The sequence below is a fragment of the Mesorhizobium humile genome (assembly GCF_033977215.1).
Taxonomy (GTDB): domain Bacteria; phylum Pseudomonadota; class Alphaproteobacteria; order Rhizobiales; family Rhizobiaceae; genus Mesorhizobium; species Mesorhizobium humile.
Genome location: NZ_JAVIIV010000006.1, coordinates 49,556 through 66,380, shown reverse-complemented (window position 1 = coordinate 66,380; position 16,825 = coordinate 49,556). Strand labels below are relative to the sequence as shown.

Genomic DNA, 16,825 nt, shown 5'->3' with positions numbered 1-16,825 from the left:
GAAGCGCCGAACTTAACCGCTCACACTTCTCCTGAAATTGCTCTAGTCCAGCAGGCTGAAGACGAATGGCGCGGTGCGGGTGACGCGCGCGCCGAGTTCGGCCGGCGGGGCCGGCACCGACGCGCCCTGCAAGGCGCCGAGGGCCGCGCGGTCGAGATCGCCGTCGCCTGAGGATCGCGCCAGCCGGGCAGAGACCACCCTGCCGGACGTATCGACCGTGAAGGTCACGCTCGGGGTGCCCTCGGCCCGTCTCGAGCGCGCCGCGCTCGGATAGCGGGTGTGCCGCCTGATCCAAGCCGCCAGGCTGGAATTCCAGCGCGACGGGCCGACACTCGAACGCGCCGCCGCATTCGACGAGAGTGGCGCGGCCGCCTTCGCCGCCGCCTTGGCGTCGATGCTGGCGGTGGTCGTGACCCTGGGTGGCGGTGCCTTTTCCTTGCTGACCCGTTCCTTTGGGCTTTCGACCGGTTTCTTGTCGGCTTTCTTCCTGGGTTCGGCCGGCTTTTGCACCTTCGTCTCCGCTTCCACCGGTTTCGGCCGCGGCAACGGGATGACGACATCCGGCGCGATCGCCTCGACGGGGTCGGGCACGACCTCGTCCAGCGGTGGTTGCTCGCTCAGCGCGGCAACGGCCTGTTCCGTCGACTCGGCCTGCTCGGCTTCTTGCATGTCTTCGACAACGGCTGGCTGTTCAGTGGCGGGCTCGGCCTGTTCCACCGCCGGCGCCGGATCGGTCACCGGTTTTACCTCGACCGGCTTTTCCGTCTCCTCCGCCGCATCGGGCGGCTCGGCCGTTACCGTGTCCAGCATCGCCGCCTCTTCCGGCATGGCGGGCGCGATCACCAGCGGCGCCATCTCGACCGCCAGCGCCGGCGGCGGGCCGCCATCCTGCGTCTCGGCGAAACTCAGGTTCTGCACCGCATAGGCCACCGCCACATGCGCGGCCAGAATGATCGCGGCGGCGCTCACCCACAGGCCGGCTTCGCGCGGGCCGCGGCGCAGCTGGGACATGTGGGAAAGGGCGGCGACCGTCATGGCGCCGTGCTTCCACCCCGTGCCGGGGAGGGGTTCGCGCCGGTCGCAGGCGTTCCGGACGTGGCCTGCCCTCCGGCATTGCCAGTCGTTTCGAGGCCGACCAGCGCGACCTTGAGATAGCCGGCGCTGCGCAGCAGGTTCATGACTTCCATCAGGTCGCCATAGCCGACCGTCTTGCCGGCGCGCAGGAAGATGCGCGTCTGCCTGTCGCCCTTGGTACGGCTGTCGAGCACAGGGGCAAAGGCCTGACGCGGCACGTCGTCATTGCCGATCGCCAGCGTTAGGTCGCTTTTCAGCGTCAGGAACAGCGGCGTCTCGGGCCGTGGCGCCGGCGTTGCCGTCGATCCGGGCAGGTCGACATTGACGTCGACGGTGGCGAGCGGCGCCGCGACCATGAAGATGATCAGAAGCACCAGGATGACATCGATGAACGGCGTGACGTTGATGTCGTGGTTTTCCTCGAGATCGTCTCCGACCGTCTCGCGAATGCGCGCCGCCACCGCCGTTACTCCGCCACCATGGCCGTTGCCGGCGGCACCGTGCGGAAATCGAGGTCGCGGCTGACCAGCCGCTCGACGCCGGCGGAGGCGTCGGCGAGGATCTGCCTGTAGCCGGCTATCGAGCGCGCGAAGACGTTGTAGATGACGACCGCCGGAATGGCCGCGACAAGGCCCATGGCGGTGGCAAGCAGCGCCTCGGCGATGCCGGGCGCCACGACGGCGAGGTTGGTGGTCTGCGCCTGCGAGATGCCGATGAAGGCGTTCATGATACCCCATACGGTGCCGAACAGGCCGACGAAGGGCGCCGTCGAGCCGATGGTCGCGAGCAGGCCGGTGCCGCGCGACATGCGCCGGGATGCTGCCGCCTCGATGCGCGAAAGCCGAGAGGCGACGCGTTCCTTCAAGCCGTCGCCGGGGGCATGGTCGAGCGCGCCGGCCGAAAGCGCCCGTTCTTCTTCCGCCGCCCGCACCAGCAGCGCGCCGGGCCCGCCGCTGTGGCCAAGTTCCCGGCCGGCCTGCATCAGCGTCGCGGCGTTGCCGATCGCATCGGCGGCGCGACGGGCCTTCAGCTTGCCGCCAAAAACCTCCAGCGACTTGGCGAGCCAGATCGTCCAGGTGACGAGCGAAGCGAAGGCCAACCCGACCATAACCGCCTTCACGACGATGTCGGCATTGATGAACATGCCCCAGGGCGACAGGTCATGCGGCAGTGTCAGCGAGATAGAAGGCTCTTCGCCGGTGGCGCCGCTCGGAGCCGGCTGGATGCCTTGTTCCGCCGGTGCGGTTCCATCCAGTGTCCGGCCCGTGACCGATGGATTGGTGGCGGCTGCGACGGGCGCGGCCGGACCAGTCGCCGGCGGTGCTGTCGGCTGCTGCTGTGCCAGGGCTATCCCAGTCGAAAAAATCACGGATGCGGCCAGCGCCGCGAACAGAACGCTCCGGGACAAGTCTCGTCCTCGCTTTGTCATGGCACGAACCGGCAGGTTGTCGGCTGGCTGGTGCGCACCTCGGTCACGGCTTTCCGCCAGGGTTGCCGACTGAGTATAAAACATGACTTTGATAGTCAAGATTAAGATCGAAATCCAGACCAACAAATCCGGCGAAGCCGCTGTTCAATCGCTCCGGGGCGCGCACCGGCGGCCACCACAGGGCTTTCGCCGCATGCGCGGCAGGCTATGCTCGATGCCGAAGAAGGAGACCGCGGATGATCAAGGCGATACCATTCGACTTTCCCTATGACGGCAGGCTGGAGCTGCAGCATACGGCGCTGCTGGCGATCGACCTCCAGGAGGATTTCCTGTCGCCGACCGGCTACTTCGCCCGCAATGGCTACGATCCGTCGCCGCTGAGAGCCATCCTGCCGGCGGTCAACCGGCTGATCGCGGCGGCCCGCGCCGCCGGTCTCACCATCATCCATACCAGGCAGGGCTACCGCGCCGACATGGCCGACATGACGCCTTACGAGAAATGGCGCCGCAAGCGGGCAGGGCTCGACGGCACCGATGTGCTGCTGCGCTCCGGCCCGGGCTTCCAGATCTGCGCCGACATCGACGTGAAGCCTGAGGACATCATCATCGACAAGACCTGCAACAGCGCCTTCACCTATACCGATCTCGAACTGGTGCTACGGGCGCGCGGCATCACGCATCTGATGTTCATCGGCTGCACGACGGATGTCTGCGTGCACACCACCTTGCGCGAGGCCTGCGACCGCAACTTCCAGTGCCTGACGATTTCGGATGCCTGCGCCAGCGGCGACCAGTATGCGCACGAAGCGGCGCTGCATATGGTGACGGTCGAGGATGGCGTCTTCGGCGCGCTGGCGGATTCGGCCGCCGTCATCGCGGCGCTGCGGCAGTTCGCAGGCGCTGCGCGCTGAAGCTATTTTGGGTCTCATCGAAATTTTTTCGCGCCACCGTTCCGTTTTCGGTTCCGGCTTCGTCTTGAGGGGCGTAACGGGTGCGAGAGCCGCGAGGGCCTGCGCCATCAGGACAAACGGAGCCAAGCCATGTCGACCGCAGTGACCTTGATCAACGTCTTCACCGCCAAGCCCGGCAGGCAGCAGGATCTGGCAAAGGCGCTCGCCGAGGGCACAAGGACCTTCTTCAGCAAGCAGCCCGGGTCGCTGTCGTCGTCCGTGGTCGTCGGCGACGACGGCAGCAAGGTGGTCAACATCTCGCGGTGGCGCTCGGCCGAGGACATCGCTGCCTTCCGCAGTGATCCCCGCTTCGCCGGCTACATCAGAACGATCATGGAGATTGCGACCACCGAAAGCGTGACGGGCCACACCGCCTATTCCCACACTGGCGGGATCGAGGACCAGGAGGCTGCGTGACCGGTTCGCATGACCATCCCGTTGCGGCCACGGAAGCCAGGCTTCGCGCCTTCGAGCGCGAGGCCGCCGGCCTGAGAGCCAAGCTGCACCGCTACTGCTCGCGGATGGTCGGATCGGTCATCGATGGCGAAGACATCGTCCAGGAGGTTTTGGCCAAGGGCTTCGTGGCGATCAGGAATGGCGACATGCCCGACAAGACCGAGCCCTGGCTGTTTCGCATCGCGCACAACGCGGCCCTCGATTTCCTGCGCAAGCGCGCCCGCTTGCGAGGGCGCGAAAGCGAGGTCGAGCTCGACACGATCGCCGACGAGAATTCGGCGCTGGATGCGCGCATCGCCGCCGAGGCGAGCCTTGCCGAGCTGATGCAACTGCCGCCGGCGCAACGGTGCACGGTCGTGCTGAAGGATGTGCTCGGACACAGCCTGGAGGAGATCGGCGAAATCCTCGAAACTTCCGACACGGCGATCAAGGGCGCGCTGCAGCGGGGCCGCGAGAGCCTGCGCAAGCTGGCAGCCGCGCCGCGTATGGCGTCGCCCCGCCCGGCCCTCGACCGGCAGGACATGCGGCGCCTCGGCGACTATGTGGCCGCCTTCAACGCCAGGGACTTCGATGCCTTGCGCGGCCTGCTGGCCGAGGACGTCAAGCTGGAACTGGTCAACCGCCTGCGCGCCGACGGCAAGGACTATGTCGGCAATTATTTCGGCCGCTATGCCGACGAAACGCATTGGCATTTCACGACCGGACTTGTCGAAGGCCGGCCCGCCATCCTGGTCACCAGTCCGGAGCGCCCGGACGGGCCGCCGCGCTACTTCATCCTCATCGATTGGGAAAACGGCCGGATCGCCGGCATCCGCGACTTCCTGTTCGCGGATTACGTGATGGACGGCCTGGATTACTCCGATGCGGGATGACCCTGCCGTGGCGCAATTCCGCACGGAGGGCTACGGCGAAGTCGCCGAGCCTGTCGCTTCATACTTTTCCTGGAATCGCGTCAGCCCGCGCGGTGTTCCGCAAAGGAGCGCGAGGCGAACGCGCCCGGTTGCCGAACCTCAGCCTCGCGCCGCGCCAGCGAATTCGCGACCAATGTGATCGTCTCGCGCCCGATACGGGCGATCTCGCTTGCGCGGTCGATGCCGCCGATCATGAATTCCTCGATGCCAAGCGCCGCGTAGGGCAGCAGCGCCAGGGCGACCCGCGGCGGCGACCCGGCTATCTCGACCGCCTTGTGATCCGGTGTGCCCGTCCAGCCGTCCGGGTGGATGCGGACCGGCAGCGCGAAGCGCAACCTGCCGGCGCGGCCATGCTCCGCCGCGGCGCCGCGCACGCGCTGCATCAATTGCGCAACCTCGTCCGGCGAGCCGGCGGCCAGCTCGAAGACATCGGCATGCTTTCCGGCGACCTTCAAGGCCGTGCCGGACTGCCCGCCGAGGCGAATGGCGAGGTCGGCGCCATGCGGGCCCTTGCGCGGCACGAAGCCGCCGCGGACGCTGTAGAAGGCGCCTTCATGGTCGAAGGGCCTATCGTTCGACCACAGCCGCTTCAGCAACACCAGATATTCGTCGATGCGCTGCCACACCACGCCGTGGCCGACGGGCCGCGCCTCGGCGTCGCTGTCTTCCAGCGGTTCGCTCAGCATGCGCAGCGACAGGCGGCCGCCGCTTTTGCGATCGAGCGCAGCGAGCTGCCTTGCAGCCACCGTCGGCTCGATCACGCCAGCCCAATGCGTCAGCACGACTTCGAGCGAGCCGGTGCGGTCGAGCGTCTGGGCGGCGATGTCCATATTGGTGAGCAGTCCGGCCGGATCGTCCACCACCAGCCTGCGGAAACCGGCGTCCTCGATCAGCGACAATCTGGTCGCGGTTTCGGCGAAATCGTAGAAGAAGCTGCTGTTTGCAGGCTTCCCGGGAACATGCGTGAACTCGATCGGCATTGCCATCTCCTCCATCACGTTGGCTTGCCCCGCTCCAAAGCCTTCGAACCAATCCAAGACGCAGGCGCACGACGGCACCCTGGCGCCCGGCCAGTTTTCCACTCCGATTACTCAAACTCAGATTGTTTTGACGGCGGGTCTCGGCCGCCATTAGGTCAGGGATCTGCGGTCAGGGGATCAGCCCCAGCACCACCGCGCCGGTGAACACGAACGCAAGCGCGAAGACGAGATAAGCGAAGGTGCCGCCATAGGCGGGCCTCCAGTTCTGGTCGGCAGTCAGCCTTTGTCCCTTGCGGACGGTCTGAGCGTTCTGGATATAGGACATATCGGCCTCCATCTCGGCCATTAATCTATAAAGTTAGTAGACTTTGTCGATTGCTATTTTTCGGCGATTTGTGGAAATGCGTTTTCAGAATTTGGCGGATCTGGGTTTCTCATACTCAAAATCCGCGTGACGCAGCTGGCGCCCGAACCCGCGCGATCCGGTCAAGGCGCTGAAAATCCTTCGTTACAGGCCTGCCACATGTTTGTTCGCGCCATCGCAGTAGAGTTCCGCGACCGCAACATCCGCTGCAACGCGGTCTGCCCCGGCTTCATCCGCATGCCGCACGGGCTGCGCGAGGTGGCCGACCTCGGCAAGCTCGGCGTCGATGTCTCGGATCCGGCGATGGCCGCGCAGCAGGGGCGCATCGGCGAGCCGAAGGAAGTGGCCAAGGCCGCGTTGTTCCTGGCCAGCGACGCATCCAGCTTCGTCAACGGCGCGCATCTGTTTGTGGACAACGCGTTTACGGCGATCTGACGGCGTTCCGGGCTGCGTTCCTCGCCCCACGAAAGTGGGGAGAGGTGGCTCGGCGAAGCCGAGACGGGAGAGGGAAAGGCTCGGCCTTCGCGTTGATCGGCGAAAATCATCAGCGTCGCAGCCCCCTCTCCGGCCGCTTCGCGGCCACCTCTCCCCCGCGTTGCGGGGGCGAGGAAATCCTTGCTACCGCTCCTCCCGTCGAAACGGCTTCAGCAGCGCCGAGGGCGCCACCGCATTGCGCGACATGAGCGCCATGGCGACGATGGTGAAGATGAAAGGCAGCATCAGGAAGGCTTCGTAGGGGATGTGGCCGAGGCCGCTGGCCTGCATCCTGAGCTGCAGCGCGTCGACGAAGGCGAAGAGCAATGCCGCTCCCGCCGAGCGCCACGGATCCCAGCGGCCGAACACGACCAGTGCGATCGCCACCCAGCCGCGCCCGGAGACGACGCCGAAGGTGAAGGCGTTGAACTGCGCCATGGTGAGGAAGGCGCCGGCAAGCCCCATCAGCGCGCCGCCGAGGATCACCGCCTGGAAGCGCGTGGCGATCACGCTGACGCCGGCCGAGTCCGCCGCGCGCGGGTTCTCCCCGACCATGCGCACCGACAGCCCCCATGGCGTGCGGTAGAGCACGAAGGCGGCGAGCGGGACGGCGATGATCGCCAGATAGACAAGCGTGAACTGGTTGAACACGGCAGGGCCGAGCACCGGTATGTCGGAGAAAAGCGGGATCGGCACGGGCTTGAAGCCGTCGATGCTGGGCGGCACAGATTGCTGGCCGAAGATCAGCCGGTAGAGGAAATAGGCAAGGCCGGATGAGAACAAAGTCACACCGATGCCGCAGACATGCTGGCTCAGCCCCAGCGCCACGGTGAACAGCGCATGCAGCGCGCCCATCAGGGCACCGGTCAGCACGGCCACCAGCACGCCCAGCCAGAGGCTGCCGCTGAGGCTGGCGGCGGTGAAGCCGGCCATCGCCGCCAACAGCATGATGCCTTCGATGCCGAGATTGAGCACGCCGGCGCGCTCGGAAAACATTTCGCCAAGCGTGGCGAAAGCGAGCGGCGTGGCGATGCGGATGATGGCGGCAAGGAAGCCGACCTGGAAGATCTGCTCGAACACCGCGCTCATGATGAAGCTCCCACGCGGCGGATGCGATAGGCGGTGAAGAGCAGCGCCACCAGCATGGCAAGCAGGGCCGTGCCCTGGATGACGTCGCTGAGGAAGGCCGGCACGCCGGTCGCGCGCGACATCGCCTCGGCGCCGGTCATGACCGCGGCCAGGAAGATCGCCGCCGGCACCACGCCGAGCGGGTTGAGCCTGGCGAGCATCGCGACGACGATGCCGGAATAGCCATAGCCCGGCGAGATGTCGCTCATCACCTGGAAGTGCACGCCACCGACCTCGCCGACGCCGGCGAGCCCGGCCAGCGCGCCGGAGAGCAGCGCCGTCGACAGCAGCACGCGCTGCACGTTGATGCCACCATAGCGCGCCGCTTCCGGATTCTCGCCGGTGACGCGGATGCGGAAGCCGAGCGTGGTGCGGGCGATCAGGAACCAGCACAGCGGCGCAGCGATCAGCGCGACGACGACACCGAGATGCAGCCGCGTGCCTTCGATCAGCACCGGGAAATTGGCCGCATCCTCGATCGGCGGCGAGATCGGGTAGCCGCTGAAGGTATCCTTCCATGGCCCCTCGATCAGCGCCATCAGCGCGTAATAGATGACCGAGTTGAGCAGCAGCGAGCTCACCACGTCGTCGACCTTGAATTTCACGCGCAATGTCGCCGGCACCAGCGCGACGAGGGCGCCGGCGGCCGCGCCCGCCAGCGCCATCAAGAGCATGGCGAGGTAGCCCGGCATCGGGATCGCGCCGACGAAGCAGCTCGCCACCGCGCCGGCGAGCAACTGGCCCTCGGCGCCGATGTTCCAGAATTTGGCGCGAAAGGCGATCGCCACCGCCAGGCCGGTGAAGATCATCGGGGCGGCGCGCACCAGCGTCTCGGTGATGGCGTAGCTGTCGCCGAGCGAGGCGGACAGCATCACGCCATAGGCCTCGATCACGCCGGCGCCGGCGATAGCGATCAGGCCGCTGCACAGGATGAGCGTTGCGGCGATGGCCAACAGCGGCAGCGCGAGATTGAACCAGGCGGGTGTAGAGGTGCGGGCTTCGAGGCGAAACATCAGGCCGCCTCCTCGGGGTGTCCGGCGCCGGTCATCATGAGGCCGAGCCTCGCGACGGTGGCATCCTTGCTGTCGAGCGTGCCGGCGATGCGGCCCTCATACATCACAGCGATGCGATCCGAGAGCATCAGCAACTCCTCGAGGTCCTCGCCGATGACGACGATGCCACAGCCCTTGGCGCGCATGGCCAGGAATTTTTCGTGGATGAAGCGGGCAGCGCCGATGTCGAGGCCGCGCGTCGGTTGCGAGACGATAAGCACCTTTGGATCGAAGGCCAACTCGCGGGCGAGCAGCGCCTTCTGCAGATTGCCGCCGGACAGCGCGCCGGCGCGCACCATCGGGCCGGGGCAGCGTATGTCATAGGCCTTGATCTGTTCCTCGGCGAAGGCGCGGATGGCGGCCGGATTGAGCAGCCCCTTACGGCTGAAGGTCTCGGTGCCGATACGCGGCAACACCATGGAGTCGGCTAAAGGCAGGTTGGTGACGAGGCCGGTGGTCATGCGGTCCTCGGGTATGCGGCCGAGGCCGAGCGCCTGCAGCTCGCGCGCCGAGAATTGCGCGACCGCTTTGCCGGCTATCGTCATCGTGCCGGCTCTGGGCGGCAGCATGCCGGAAATGACGTCAGCGAGCGCCCGCTGGCCGTTGCCGGAAACGCCGGCGATGCCGAGGATCTCGCCAGCGCGGACAAAAAGCGAGACGTCACGCAACGGCGTGCCGGCATGGCCGGCGGTGGAAATGCCGTCCAGCGTCATGACGGCAGCGCCGGGCGCGGAAGCTTCCCTGATCGGCGGCACGATCTCGTGGCCGCACATCAGCTTCGCCATTTCTGCCGATGTGGTGCTTGCCGGATGATCGACGCGGCCGGCGACCTTGCCGAGGCGCAGGACGACGCAGCGATGGGTAAGCGCTCGGACCTCGTTGAGCTTGTGCGAGATGAAGATGATGCCGAGCCCTTGCGCCGCCATGGAGCGCAGGGCGGCGAACAGCCCTTCGACCTCCGAAGGCGCCAGCACCGCCGTCGGCTCGTCGAGGATCAGGAGCTTCGCGCCGCGAAACAGCGCCTTGATGATTTCCAGCCGCTGCTGCTCGCCGACCGACAGCGCCGACACCGGCAAGTTCGGATCGAGGCTCAGCCCATGCTGGCGGCTGATCTCCTTCAGTCGCGCCAACCCGCCGGCGCGATCGATGCGGCCGGACTTGCCGGGAATGCCGATCAGGAGGTTCTCCAGCACCGTCAGGCGCGGCGCGAGGTGGAAATGCTGGTGCACCATGCCGATGCCGGCGGCCAGGGCGTCGGCCGAATTGTGGATGGCGACGGGCCTGCCTTCGACCAGGATCTCGCCGGCGTCCGGCGCATAGGCGCCGAACAGCACGTTCATCAGCGTCGTCTTGCCGGCGCCGTTCTCGCCCAAAAGGCCGAGAATCTCGCCGGGCGCGACACTAAGATCGACGGCCTCGTTCGCCTTGACGGCGCCGAAGCTCTTGGTGATGCCGCGCATTTCGATGAGTGGGGCGGGCAAGGGTGCTCCCTGACTTGCGATCCGGCTAACCGCGAAGGGCAGCGCGAGGCCCCCTCTCTGGCCTGCCGGCCATCTCCCCCTCAAGGGGGGAGATCAGATGACACCGCGGCCTTCGCCACCTTTCAACGTTGAAAAGATCGAGCGCCGTCGACGGAACTGCGAATCTCCCCCTCGAGGGGGAGATGTCCGGCAGGACAGAGAGGGGGCCTCACGCCGCCCCTCAACAAGGCGTCAATCCGAAACCGGCGTGTTCTCGTCGACGTCGACGCGGAAATTGCCTTCGAGGATCTCGGCCTTCTTCTTCTCGACGAGGTCCTTGACGTCGGCGGGCAGCGTCTTGTCGAATTTGTGGTAGGGCGCCAGATACGAGCCGCCCTTGGCCATGCGCGAGAAATCGCCATAGTCCTGCGCGGTGAAGACACCGGCCTTGACCAGCTTGATCGCCTGCTCGACCGTCGGGTACATGTCCCAGACCGGGCCGGTGATGACCGTGTCGGGCCCTAGACTGGACTGGTCGGACATGTTGGAGATTGCGAAGATCTTCTTCTCGACCGCCGCCTCGATGACGCCGAAGCGCTCGGCATAGATGACGTCGACGCCGGCGTCGATCTGCGCCACGGCCGCTTCCTTGGCCTTGGGCGGATCGAAGAAGGAGCCGATGAAGGCGACCTTCTTCTTGACGTTCGGATTGACCTCCTTGGCGCCGGCGAAGAAGGCGTTGACCAGCCGGTTCACCTCCGGAATGCCCATCGCCGCGACGGCGCCCACCGTGCCCGACTTCGACATCTTCCCGGCGATCATGCCGGAGAGGTAGGCGGGCTCATGGATCCAGTTGTCGAAGACGCCGAAATTGGGTTCGGCCGGGCCGGCGCCGGAGCCGAACAGCCAGGCCGTCTTCGGGAACTGCTTGGCGGTCTTGCGCGATTCACGCTCGGCGGCGAAGGCGTCGCCCAGCACCAGCTGGTAGCCGCCCTGCGCATATTCGCGCATCACGCGGCTGAAGTCGGCGGTCTGCACCTTTTCCGACCATTTGTAATCGATGCCCAGTTCCTTCTCCGCCTTCTGCAGCGCGACATGGATCTGGTTGTCCCACGGCTCCTCGATCGGCGTGGCGAAGATCGCCGCCACCTTCAGCTTCTTGTCCTTGGCGAAGGCCGCGCCGGGCAGCACGGTGGCCGCGAGGCCGAGTGCGCCGAGTTCCAGCACGCTGCGCCGCGACAGGCCGGCGCGTTGCGTTTTGCTACGTTCGTGTTCCATTGGAGTGCCCCTCTGTTCGACAGCCGTGTCGAGCCGGCCGTTCAAGAATGTCAGACGCCCGGGACTATGGAACGGCGCCTGAGATTTGTCCACATGGTCAAATTTGGTGTGTGGCGCTGCGGCGAACAAGCCGGGAAGATCGGCGGGACAGCACCCCCCTCTGGCCTGCCGGCCATCTCCCCCGCAAGGGGGGAGATCAGCTGTCATGACGGCCTTCGCTAATCTCCAACGTTGCAAGAGGAGCGAGACGCCAGAGCTGCCAATCTCCCCCCTTGTGGGGGAGATGTCCCGGCAGGACAGAGGGGAGTGCGAAGGAACTCCGGCGCTCGTTCCGGATGGCTAACTCTCCCACGCCCCAGTCTCGGCAAATCGCCTCAGCGCCGGCGCCGGCTCGAAGATCGCCCTGCCGGTCCGCCCATGCCAATGCTCCAGCCGCTCGACGATCCTGCCGGCGCCCTCAAGCCCGGCCCAGAACATCGGCCCACCCTTGCCGATGGGGAAGCCGTAGCCGTTGACCCAGACGACGTCGATATCGGACGCCCGCGCGGCGATGCCTTCCTCGAGAATCTTCGCGCCCTCGTTGACCAGGGGATAGAGGGTACGCTCGATGACCTCATCGGCGCCAATCTCGCGTCGGGGGATGCCCAGTTCGGCCGCCTTGGCGCGGATCAGCGCCTCGACTTCCGAATCCGAGAGCGGCTCACGCGAGCCGCTCTCGTAGCGGTACCAGCCGCGTCTGGTCTTCTGGCCGAAATGGCCCTGTTCGCACAGTGTATCGGCGATCACGGCCGTCTGGCCGCGGGCCTTGCGGTTGCGCCAGCCGATGTCGAGGCCAGCGAGGTCGCCCATCTGGAACGGCCCCATCGGCCAGCCGAAATCGGTGAACGCCTTGTCGACCTCATCCGGCGCCGCACCCTCAAGCAACAGCGCCTCGTTTTCCGCGCCGCGCGCGGAGAGCATGCGGTTGCCGACGAAACCATGGCAGACGCCGACGACCACCGCCACCTTGCCAATGCGCCGGGCGAGATCGGCGACCGTCGCCAGCACCTCGGGCGCGGTCTTTTCGGCGCGCACGATCTCCAGCAGCTTCATGACGTTTGCCGGCGAAAAGAAATGCATGCCGAGCACGTCTTGCGGCCGCGACGTCGAGGCAGCGATCGCGTCGACGTCGAGATAAGAGGTGTTGGTGGCGAGGATGGCACCGGGCCTGGCGATGGCGTCAAGCTTGCCGAACACCTCCTTCTTCACCGCCATGTCCTCAAACACGGCCTCGATGATCAAATCGCAATCGGCGAGGTCGGCATAGTCGGTGCTGCCCTTGAACAGTCCGAGCCGCTTCTGCTTGGCCTCGTCCGTCAACGAGCCGCGGCTGACCGAAACGGCATAGTTCTTGTCGATTGTCGCCAGCCCGCGCCGCAGCGCCTCTTCGCTGGTCTCGAGCAAAGTCACCGGAAGGCCGCCATTGGCGAAGGCCATGGCGATGCCGCCGCCCATCGTGCCGGCGCCGATGACGCCGATGCGCTCGATCCGGCGCCTCTGCAGGTCCTTGCCCGGCAGCTTCGCCGCCTCGCGCTCGGCGAAGAACAAATGCCGCTGCGCGCGCGACTGGTCTCCGGAGACGAGTTTCAGGAAAAGCTGGCGCTCCGCCGCCAGCGCTTCGTCGAACGGCAAGGTGATCGCATTGCGCACGGCCTCGGCGCAGGCAAGCGGCGCTTCCAGTCCGCGCGCCTTCCTGGCGAGTTCCGCCGCCTGGGCGTCGAAAGCGGCGAGATCGGTCGCGGCAAGGCGGTCATTGCGGTCGCGTACCGGCACGAACGGTCCGCCTTGTGCGACCATTTCGTTGGCGAAACGAATGGCCTGGGCAAGCAGATCGCCGTCGAATACCGCATCCACGAAGCCGGCGGCCTTCGCCTCGCCGGCTGAAACCGGCGTTCCGGAAACGATCATGCCGAGCGCTTTCGCCGCACCCACAAGGCGCGGCAGGCGCACCGTGCCGCCGCCGCCCGGCAAAAGGCCGAGCTTCACTTCCGGCAGGCCAAGCTTGGCGCTCCTGTCGGCGACGCGGAAATGGCAGCCTAATGCCAGTTCCAGCCCGCCGCCCAGCGCCGTGCCGTGAATGGCGGCGACCGTTGGCTTGGCGATGGTCTCCAGCAAGGCGATGATGGCGCGCAGTTCCGGCTGCTGGAGCGGCTTGCCGAATTCGGTGATGTCGGCGCCGGCGACAAAGGTGCGCCCGGCGCAGGCGATGACGATCGCGCTCGCGGCGGGATCGTCGCGCAGCGCGGCAAGCGCCTCATAAAGCGGTTTGCGGACGTGAAAGCTCAGCGCATTGACCGGCGGGTTGTCGATGGTGACCACCGCGATGCCGTTCTCGTTTGCGACGCTGACAGAACTGGACAAGCGGAACCTCCCGAGACCGGCTGCAATCGGAACAAGGGTTTACTAGGCAGCGACCCGGATGGGAACCCGATGCGGCGCTGGCCCAATCGTTGACGCGGAGCGGCTAGTTATCAACCCGGCCGAAGGGCGGCACGTCGCCGATCACTTCGCGCTTGTCCTTGCCGCAGGTGAAGGTCTTCGCCTTTTCGTCAGCGAGTTTGCGGGCCTGGTCGTTGGCTTGCGGGTTGCCGGTGGCCAAAACCAGACCGACGGTGCAGCCCTGATGCTCTTCCGGTTGCGCGACCTTGGCGACGACCAGCACGTCGGTCGATTTCTTCTCGTCCTGCGGGTCGCTGATCGAGCGGCGGTGGATGGCGGCGAAGGGGATGGCGATATCGCCATTGGTCTCGATGCGCCATTCCACCTTCGGACCGGAGCCGTTGAAGGCGGTGAAACTCTCCCAGACCGCGGTCATGTCGTCGGATGGAAAGCCGTAATAGACGGACTCTCGCGCATCGTCATAGCCGATCAGCACCGGGTAGCCGCGATAGCCGGAGCAGACGAGGTTCGCCCAGTCGCCGTCGCCTTGCCCGGCCTGGGCGTAGGTTACGCAGTCCTTCTTCGAGTCGAGATCAGTATAGGCGCTGGAGATTTCGCCGGCCTGGGCCGCCTGGCACAAACCGGCGAGGGCGAGCGGGATCAGAAGAGCGCGCATGGCAGGCAACTCCGTTTCGAGTTGCCGAAAGCGTAACGTCGTTTGCTATTTCTTCAAGCTGGCTTCGATCAAGAGGTCGGCGTTGCGGGCGACGGCGGCCGCCGGTCCGCCGAGGCCAAACAGCTGGCCGCTGATATAGGCGCCCTCGATGAGGAGCAGCAGGCCGTCGCCCAGCGTGTCGGAATCGGCGGCGCCCATTGCTGCAGCCATGGCGCGCAGGCGCCGGCGCAATTCCACCTTGTTGTTCTCGCTCACCACTCGCGCGGGGTGTCCGCGCTCGGGATATTCCACCGCAGCGTTGGTCATGCCGCAGCCGCGATAGTCCGGTTTCTGGGTGCGTTTGCCGACCCGGGTCAGGAATGCGATGATCTGAGCGCGCGGATTGCCCGGATGCGCGTCGACGGCCTCGTCGAACCGCTCCCAGAATTCCAGGTCATATTTGCGCAGATAAGAGGCGGCGAGCTCGTCCTTGGACGGAAAGCTGCGGTAGAGGCTCGGCTTGGTGACGCCGGCGCGCTTGACGATCTCGTCGACGCCGATCGCCCTGATGCCCTCGCGATAAAAGAGGTCGCGCGCCACGTCCAGGATCTTGTCCGCCGCCCTTGGGGCGGGGGGCGCGTTCAACGACGCTTCAATTTTATTGTCCGATGGCATGCAAACAACTCGCTTGACAATGTTACTGACCGGTACGTATGTATGGCGCTATCCCATTGCAACGTACCGGTCAGTAACATGATAGTCCAGTCCCGCCCGTTTGGCCAGCGTTACGCTTTCGTCGTCGTTGCCGTCATTTTCTTCTGTTTGCTGATCGCGGCGGGGCTTCGTTCGGCGCCGTCGGTGATGATGGTTCCGCTGGAAGAAAGCTTCGGCTGGCGGCGCGACGTCACCTCCTGGGCCGCCAGCGTCGGCATCCTGCTTTACGGCTTGACCGGACCGTTCGCCGCCGCGCTGATGGAACGCATCGGGCTGCGCCGCACGCTGCTCGGCGCGCTGCTGGTGATGTCGGGATCGACCGCGCTCAGCCTGTTGATGACCGAGCCCTGGCACCTCTTCATCACCTGGGGCGTGTTTTCCGGCATCGGTTCGGGCGCGGTAGCGAGCGTGCTGGGCGCCACCATCGTCAATCGCTGGTTCAAGACCAATCGCGGCCTGATGATGGGTCTGATGTCGGCCTCCAGCGCCACCGGCATGCTTGTGTTCCTGCCGCTCATCGCTTCTCTGGCGCAGAGCGGCGGCTGGAAGCCGGTGGCGATAGCGGTCGCGATCGCGACGGCGGCGCTGATCCCGTTCGTCTTGCTGCTGGTGCCGGAGCGTCCCGCTTCCATCGGCCAGGTGCGCTACGGCGCGGATGCCGACGACGTGCCGCCGGTGTCGCCCGCATCGCAGGGCAATTTCCTGGCGCATACGCTGAACACGTTGCGGCGCGCCGCCGGCACACGGGTGTTCTGGTATCTGTTCGCCACCTTCTTCGTCTGCGGCTTCACCACCAACGGCCTCGTCGGCACGCATCTCATCGCCTTCTGCGGCGACATGGGCATCGGTGAGGTGCAGGCGGCCGGGCTGCTGTCGATGATGGGCATCTTCGACCTGATCGGCACGACGCTGTCCGGCTGGCTCACCGATCGCTTCGATCCGCGCAAGCTGCTCGGCGTCTACTACGCGGTGCGCGGGCTGTCGCTGATCTACCTGCCTTATTCCGGTTTCTCGGCGACCAGCCTGGTCATCTTCGCCGTGCTCTACGGCCTCGACTGGATCGCCACGGTGCCGCCGACGCTCAGGCTCGCCAACGAGGCGTTCGGCGACCGCAGCGGGCCGATCGTGTTCGGCTGGATCGTCGCCGGCCACCAGGTGGGCGCGGCGGCGGCCGCGGCCTTCGGCGGCACGATGCGCGAGCTGCAGGGCAATTACGAGCTGGCCTTCCTGATCGCCGGAATGACCGGTATCGCGGCGGCGTGCATCTCGCTGCTGATCAATACCAGCAAGCCGGCGTTCGAGCCGGAGCCGCAGGCGGCTTAAGGCGCGACTTTTCCTTCTCCCCTTGTGGGAGAAGGTGGCCGCGAAGCGGTCGGATGAGGGGTGCTCCAGGGAAAGCCAGCGTCTCACTCAGCTGGAACGCCGGCGACGCCTCACCCATAGGAACGTCAACGCCTCACTCCGCTGGAACACCCCTCATCC

Annotated in this window: 17 protein-coding genes; 5 read left to right on the top strand and 12 right to left on the bottom strand. The window is 66.2% G+C overall.

What is annotated here, in order from left to right:
* Positions 1-42: 42 nt before the first annotated feature.
* The 3 genes from RFM52_RS11630 to exbB are packed head-to-tail and all read right to left on the bottom strand — an operon-like array spanning position 43 to position 2,482.
* Positions 43-1,035: an energy transducer TonB family protein gene (locus RFM52_RS11630; RefSeq protein ID WP_320297528.1), complete on the bottom strand. Its 993-nt coding sequence runs from the start codon at positions 1,033-1,035 to the stop codon at positions 43-45.
* A complete protein-coding gene (gene exbD / locus RFM52_RS11625) occupies positions 1,032-1,535 on the bottom strand; it encodes a TonB system transport protein ExbD (RefSeq protein WP_320297529.1) in 504 nt (167 codons plus the stop codon). Before exbD ends, RFM52_RS11630 begins: the two co-directional genes overlap by 4 nt.
* Before the next feature lie 5 nt (positions 1,536-1,540).
* On the bottom strand, positions 1,541-2,482 hold the full coding sequence (gene exbB / locus RFM52_RS11620) for a tonB-system energizer ExbB (protein ID WP_320297530.1): 942 nt from the start codon (positions 2,480-2,482) through the stop codon (positions 1,541-1,543).
* A 257-nt stretch (positions 2,483-2,739) separates the two neighbouring features.
* On the opposite strand from exbB, the gene RFM52_RS11615 reads away from it, so the two are divergent.
* From RFM52_RS11615 to RFM52_RS11605, 3 genes are all read left to right on the top strand, one after another.
* Entirely contained in the window at positions 2,740-3,414 is a 675-nt protein-coding gene (locus RFM52_RS11615; protein ID WP_320297531.1) for a cysteine hydrolase family protein, read from the top strand.
* A 129-nt stretch (positions 3,415-3,543) separates the two neighbouring features.
* Positions 3,544-3,870: an antibiotic biosynthesis monooxygenase family protein gene (locus RFM52_RS11610; protein ID WP_320297532.1), complete on the top strand. Its 327-nt coding sequence runs from the start codon at positions 3,544-3,546 to the stop codon at positions 3,868-3,870.
* Positions 3,867-4,781 carry a sigma-70 family RNA polymerase sigma factor gene (locus RFM52_RS11605; RefSeq protein WP_320297533.1) on the top strand — a complete coding sequence of 305 codons (915 nt, stop codon included), beginning with the start codon at positions 3,867-3,869 and terminating at the stop codon, positions 4,779-4,781. The genes RFM52_RS11610 and RFM52_RS11605 overlap by 4 nt, the downstream gene beginning before the upstream one ends.
* A gap of 80 nt (positions 4,782-4,861) precedes the next feature.
* Here the strand turns inward: RFM52_RS11605 and RFM52_RS11600 are convergent, their stop codons facing one another.
* Both RFM52_RS11600 and RFM52_RS11595 read right to left on the bottom strand, forming a co-directional pair.
* Positions 4,862-5,800: an LLM class flavin-dependent oxidoreductase gene (locus RFM52_RS11600; RefSeq protein ID WP_320297534.1), complete on the bottom strand. Its 939-nt coding sequence runs from the start codon at positions 5,798-5,800 to the stop codon at positions 4,862-4,864.
* Positions 5,801-5,969: 169 nt separating this feature from the next.
* Positions 5,970-6,125, bottom strand: coding sequence for a hypothetical protein (locus tag RFM52_RS11595; protein ID WP_320297535.1), 156 nt, complete (start codon positions 6,123-6,125; stop codon positions 5,970-5,972).
* 135 nt (positions 6,126-6,260) lie between these two features.
* Between RFM52_RS11595 and RFM52_RS11590 the strand changes: the two genes are divergently transcribed.
* Complete coding sequence (locus RFM52_RS11590; RefSeq protein WP_320297642.1) at positions 6,261-6,599, top strand: SDR family oxidoreductase; 339 nt, start codon at positions 6,261-6,263, stop codon at positions 6,597-6,599.
* Positions 6,600-6,782: 183 nt separating this feature from the next.
* Here the strand turns inward: RFM52_RS11590 and RFM52_RS11585 are convergent, their stop codons facing one another.
* The 7 genes from RFM52_RS11585 to RFM52_RS11555 form a co-directional block, all read right to left on the bottom strand.
* On the bottom strand, positions 6,783-7,727 hold the full coding sequence (locus RFM52_RS11585; RefSeq protein WP_320297536.1) for an ABC transporter permease: 945 nt from the start codon (positions 7,725-7,727) through the stop codon (positions 6,783-6,785).
* Positions 7,724-8,779: an ABC transporter permease gene (locus tag RFM52_RS11580; protein WP_320297537.1), complete on the bottom strand. Its 1,056-nt coding sequence runs from the start codon at positions 8,777-8,779 to the stop codon at positions 7,724-7,726. The genes RFM52_RS11585 and RFM52_RS11580 overlap by 4 nt, the downstream gene beginning before the upstream one ends.
* On the bottom strand, positions 8,779-10,299 hold the full coding sequence (locus tag RFM52_RS11575) for an ABC transporter ATP-binding protein (protein WP_320297538.1): 1,521 nt from the start codon (positions 10,297-10,299) through the stop codon (positions 8,779-8,781). Before RFM52_RS11575 ends, RFM52_RS11580 begins: the two co-directional genes overlap by 1 nt.
* A 231-nt stretch (positions 10,300-10,530) precedes the next feature.
* Positions 10,531-11,556 carry a BMP family protein gene (locus RFM52_RS11570; RefSeq protein WP_320297539.1) on the bottom strand — a complete coding sequence of 342 codons (1,026 nt, stop codon included), beginning with the start codon at positions 11,554-11,556 and terminating at the stop codon, positions 10,531-10,533.
* A 339-nt stretch (positions 11,557-11,895) separates the two neighbouring features.
* Positions 11,896-13,956, bottom strand: coding sequence for a 3-hydroxyacyl-CoA dehydrogenase NAD-binding domain-containing protein (locus RFM52_RS11565; RefSeq protein ID WP_320297540.1), 2,061 nt, complete (start codon positions 13,954-13,956; stop codon positions 11,896-11,898).
* A 103-nt stretch (positions 13,957-14,059) separates the two neighbouring features.
* Positions 14,060-14,650: a hypothetical protein gene (locus RFM52_RS11560; RefSeq protein WP_320297541.1), complete on the bottom strand. Its 591-nt coding sequence runs from the start codon at positions 14,648-14,650 to the stop codon at positions 14,060-14,062.
* Between the two features lie 45 nt (positions 14,651-14,695).
* Positions 14,696-15,304: a TetR/AcrR family transcriptional regulator gene (locus RFM52_RS11555; RefSeq protein WP_320297542.1), complete on the bottom strand. Its 609-nt coding sequence runs from the start codon at positions 15,302-15,304 to the stop codon at positions 14,696-14,698.
* Between the two features lie 78 nt (positions 15,305-15,382).
* Here RFM52_RS11555 and RFM52_RS11550 point away from each other — a divergent pair, with 78 nt between their 5' ends.
* Positions 15,383-16,666, top strand: coding sequence for an MFS transporter (locus RFM52_RS11550; protein ID WP_320297543.1), 1,284 nt, complete (start codon positions 15,383-15,385; stop codon positions 16,664-16,666).
* Positions 16,667-16,825: the final 159 nt, after the last annotated feature.

What these genes read in the sequence shown, in the direction of transcription:
- RFM52_RS11630 (WP_320297528.1), bottom strand. Translation starts at nt 1,035, where the DNA reads ATGACGGTCGCCGCCCTTTCCCACATGTCCCAGCTGCGCCGCGGCCCG.
- RFM52_RS11610 (WP_320297532.1), top strand. Translation starts at nt 3,544, where the DNA reads ATGTCGACCGCAGTGACCTTGATCAACGTCTTCACCGCCAAGCCCGGC.
- RFM52_RS11550 (WP_320297543.1), top strand. Translation starts at nt 15,383, where the DNA reads ATGATAGTCCAGTCCCGCCCGTTTGGCCAGCGTTACGCTTTCGTCGTC.
- RFM52_RS11615 (WP_320297531.1), top strand. Translation starts at nt 2,740, where the DNA reads ATGATCAAGGCGATACCATTCGACTTTCCCTATGACGGCAGGCTGGAG.
- RFM52_RS11580 (WP_320297537.1), bottom strand. Translation starts at nt 8,779, where the DNA reads ATGTTTCGCCTCGAAGCCCGCACCTCTACACCCGCCTGGTTCAATCTC.
- RFM52_RS11585 (WP_320297536.1), bottom strand. Translation starts at nt 7,727, where the DNA reads ATGAGCGCGGTGTTCGAGCAGATCTTCCAGGTCGGCTTCCTTGCCGCC.
- RFM52_RS11600 (WP_320297534.1), bottom strand. Translation starts at nt 5,800, where the DNA reads ATGCCGATCGAGTTCACGCATGTTCCCGGGAAGCCTGCAAACAGCAGC.
- RFM52_RS11595 (WP_320297535.1), bottom strand. Translation starts at nt 6,125, where the DNA reads ATGTCCTATATCCAGAACGCTCAGACCGTCCGCAAGGGACAAAGGCTG.
- RFM52_RS11570 (WP_320297539.1), bottom strand. Translation starts at nt 11,556, where the DNA reads ATGGAACACGAACGTAGCAAAACGCAACGCGCCGGCCTGTCGCGGCGC.
- RFM52_RS11555 (WP_320297542.1), bottom strand. Translation starts at nt 15,304, where the DNA reads ATGCCATCGGACAATAAAATTGAAGCGTCGTTGAACGCGCCCCCCGCC.
- RFM52_RS11560 (WP_320297541.1), bottom strand. Translation starts at nt 14,650, where the DNA reads ATGCGCGCTCTTCTGATCCCGCTCGCCCTCGCCGGTTTGTGCCAGGCG.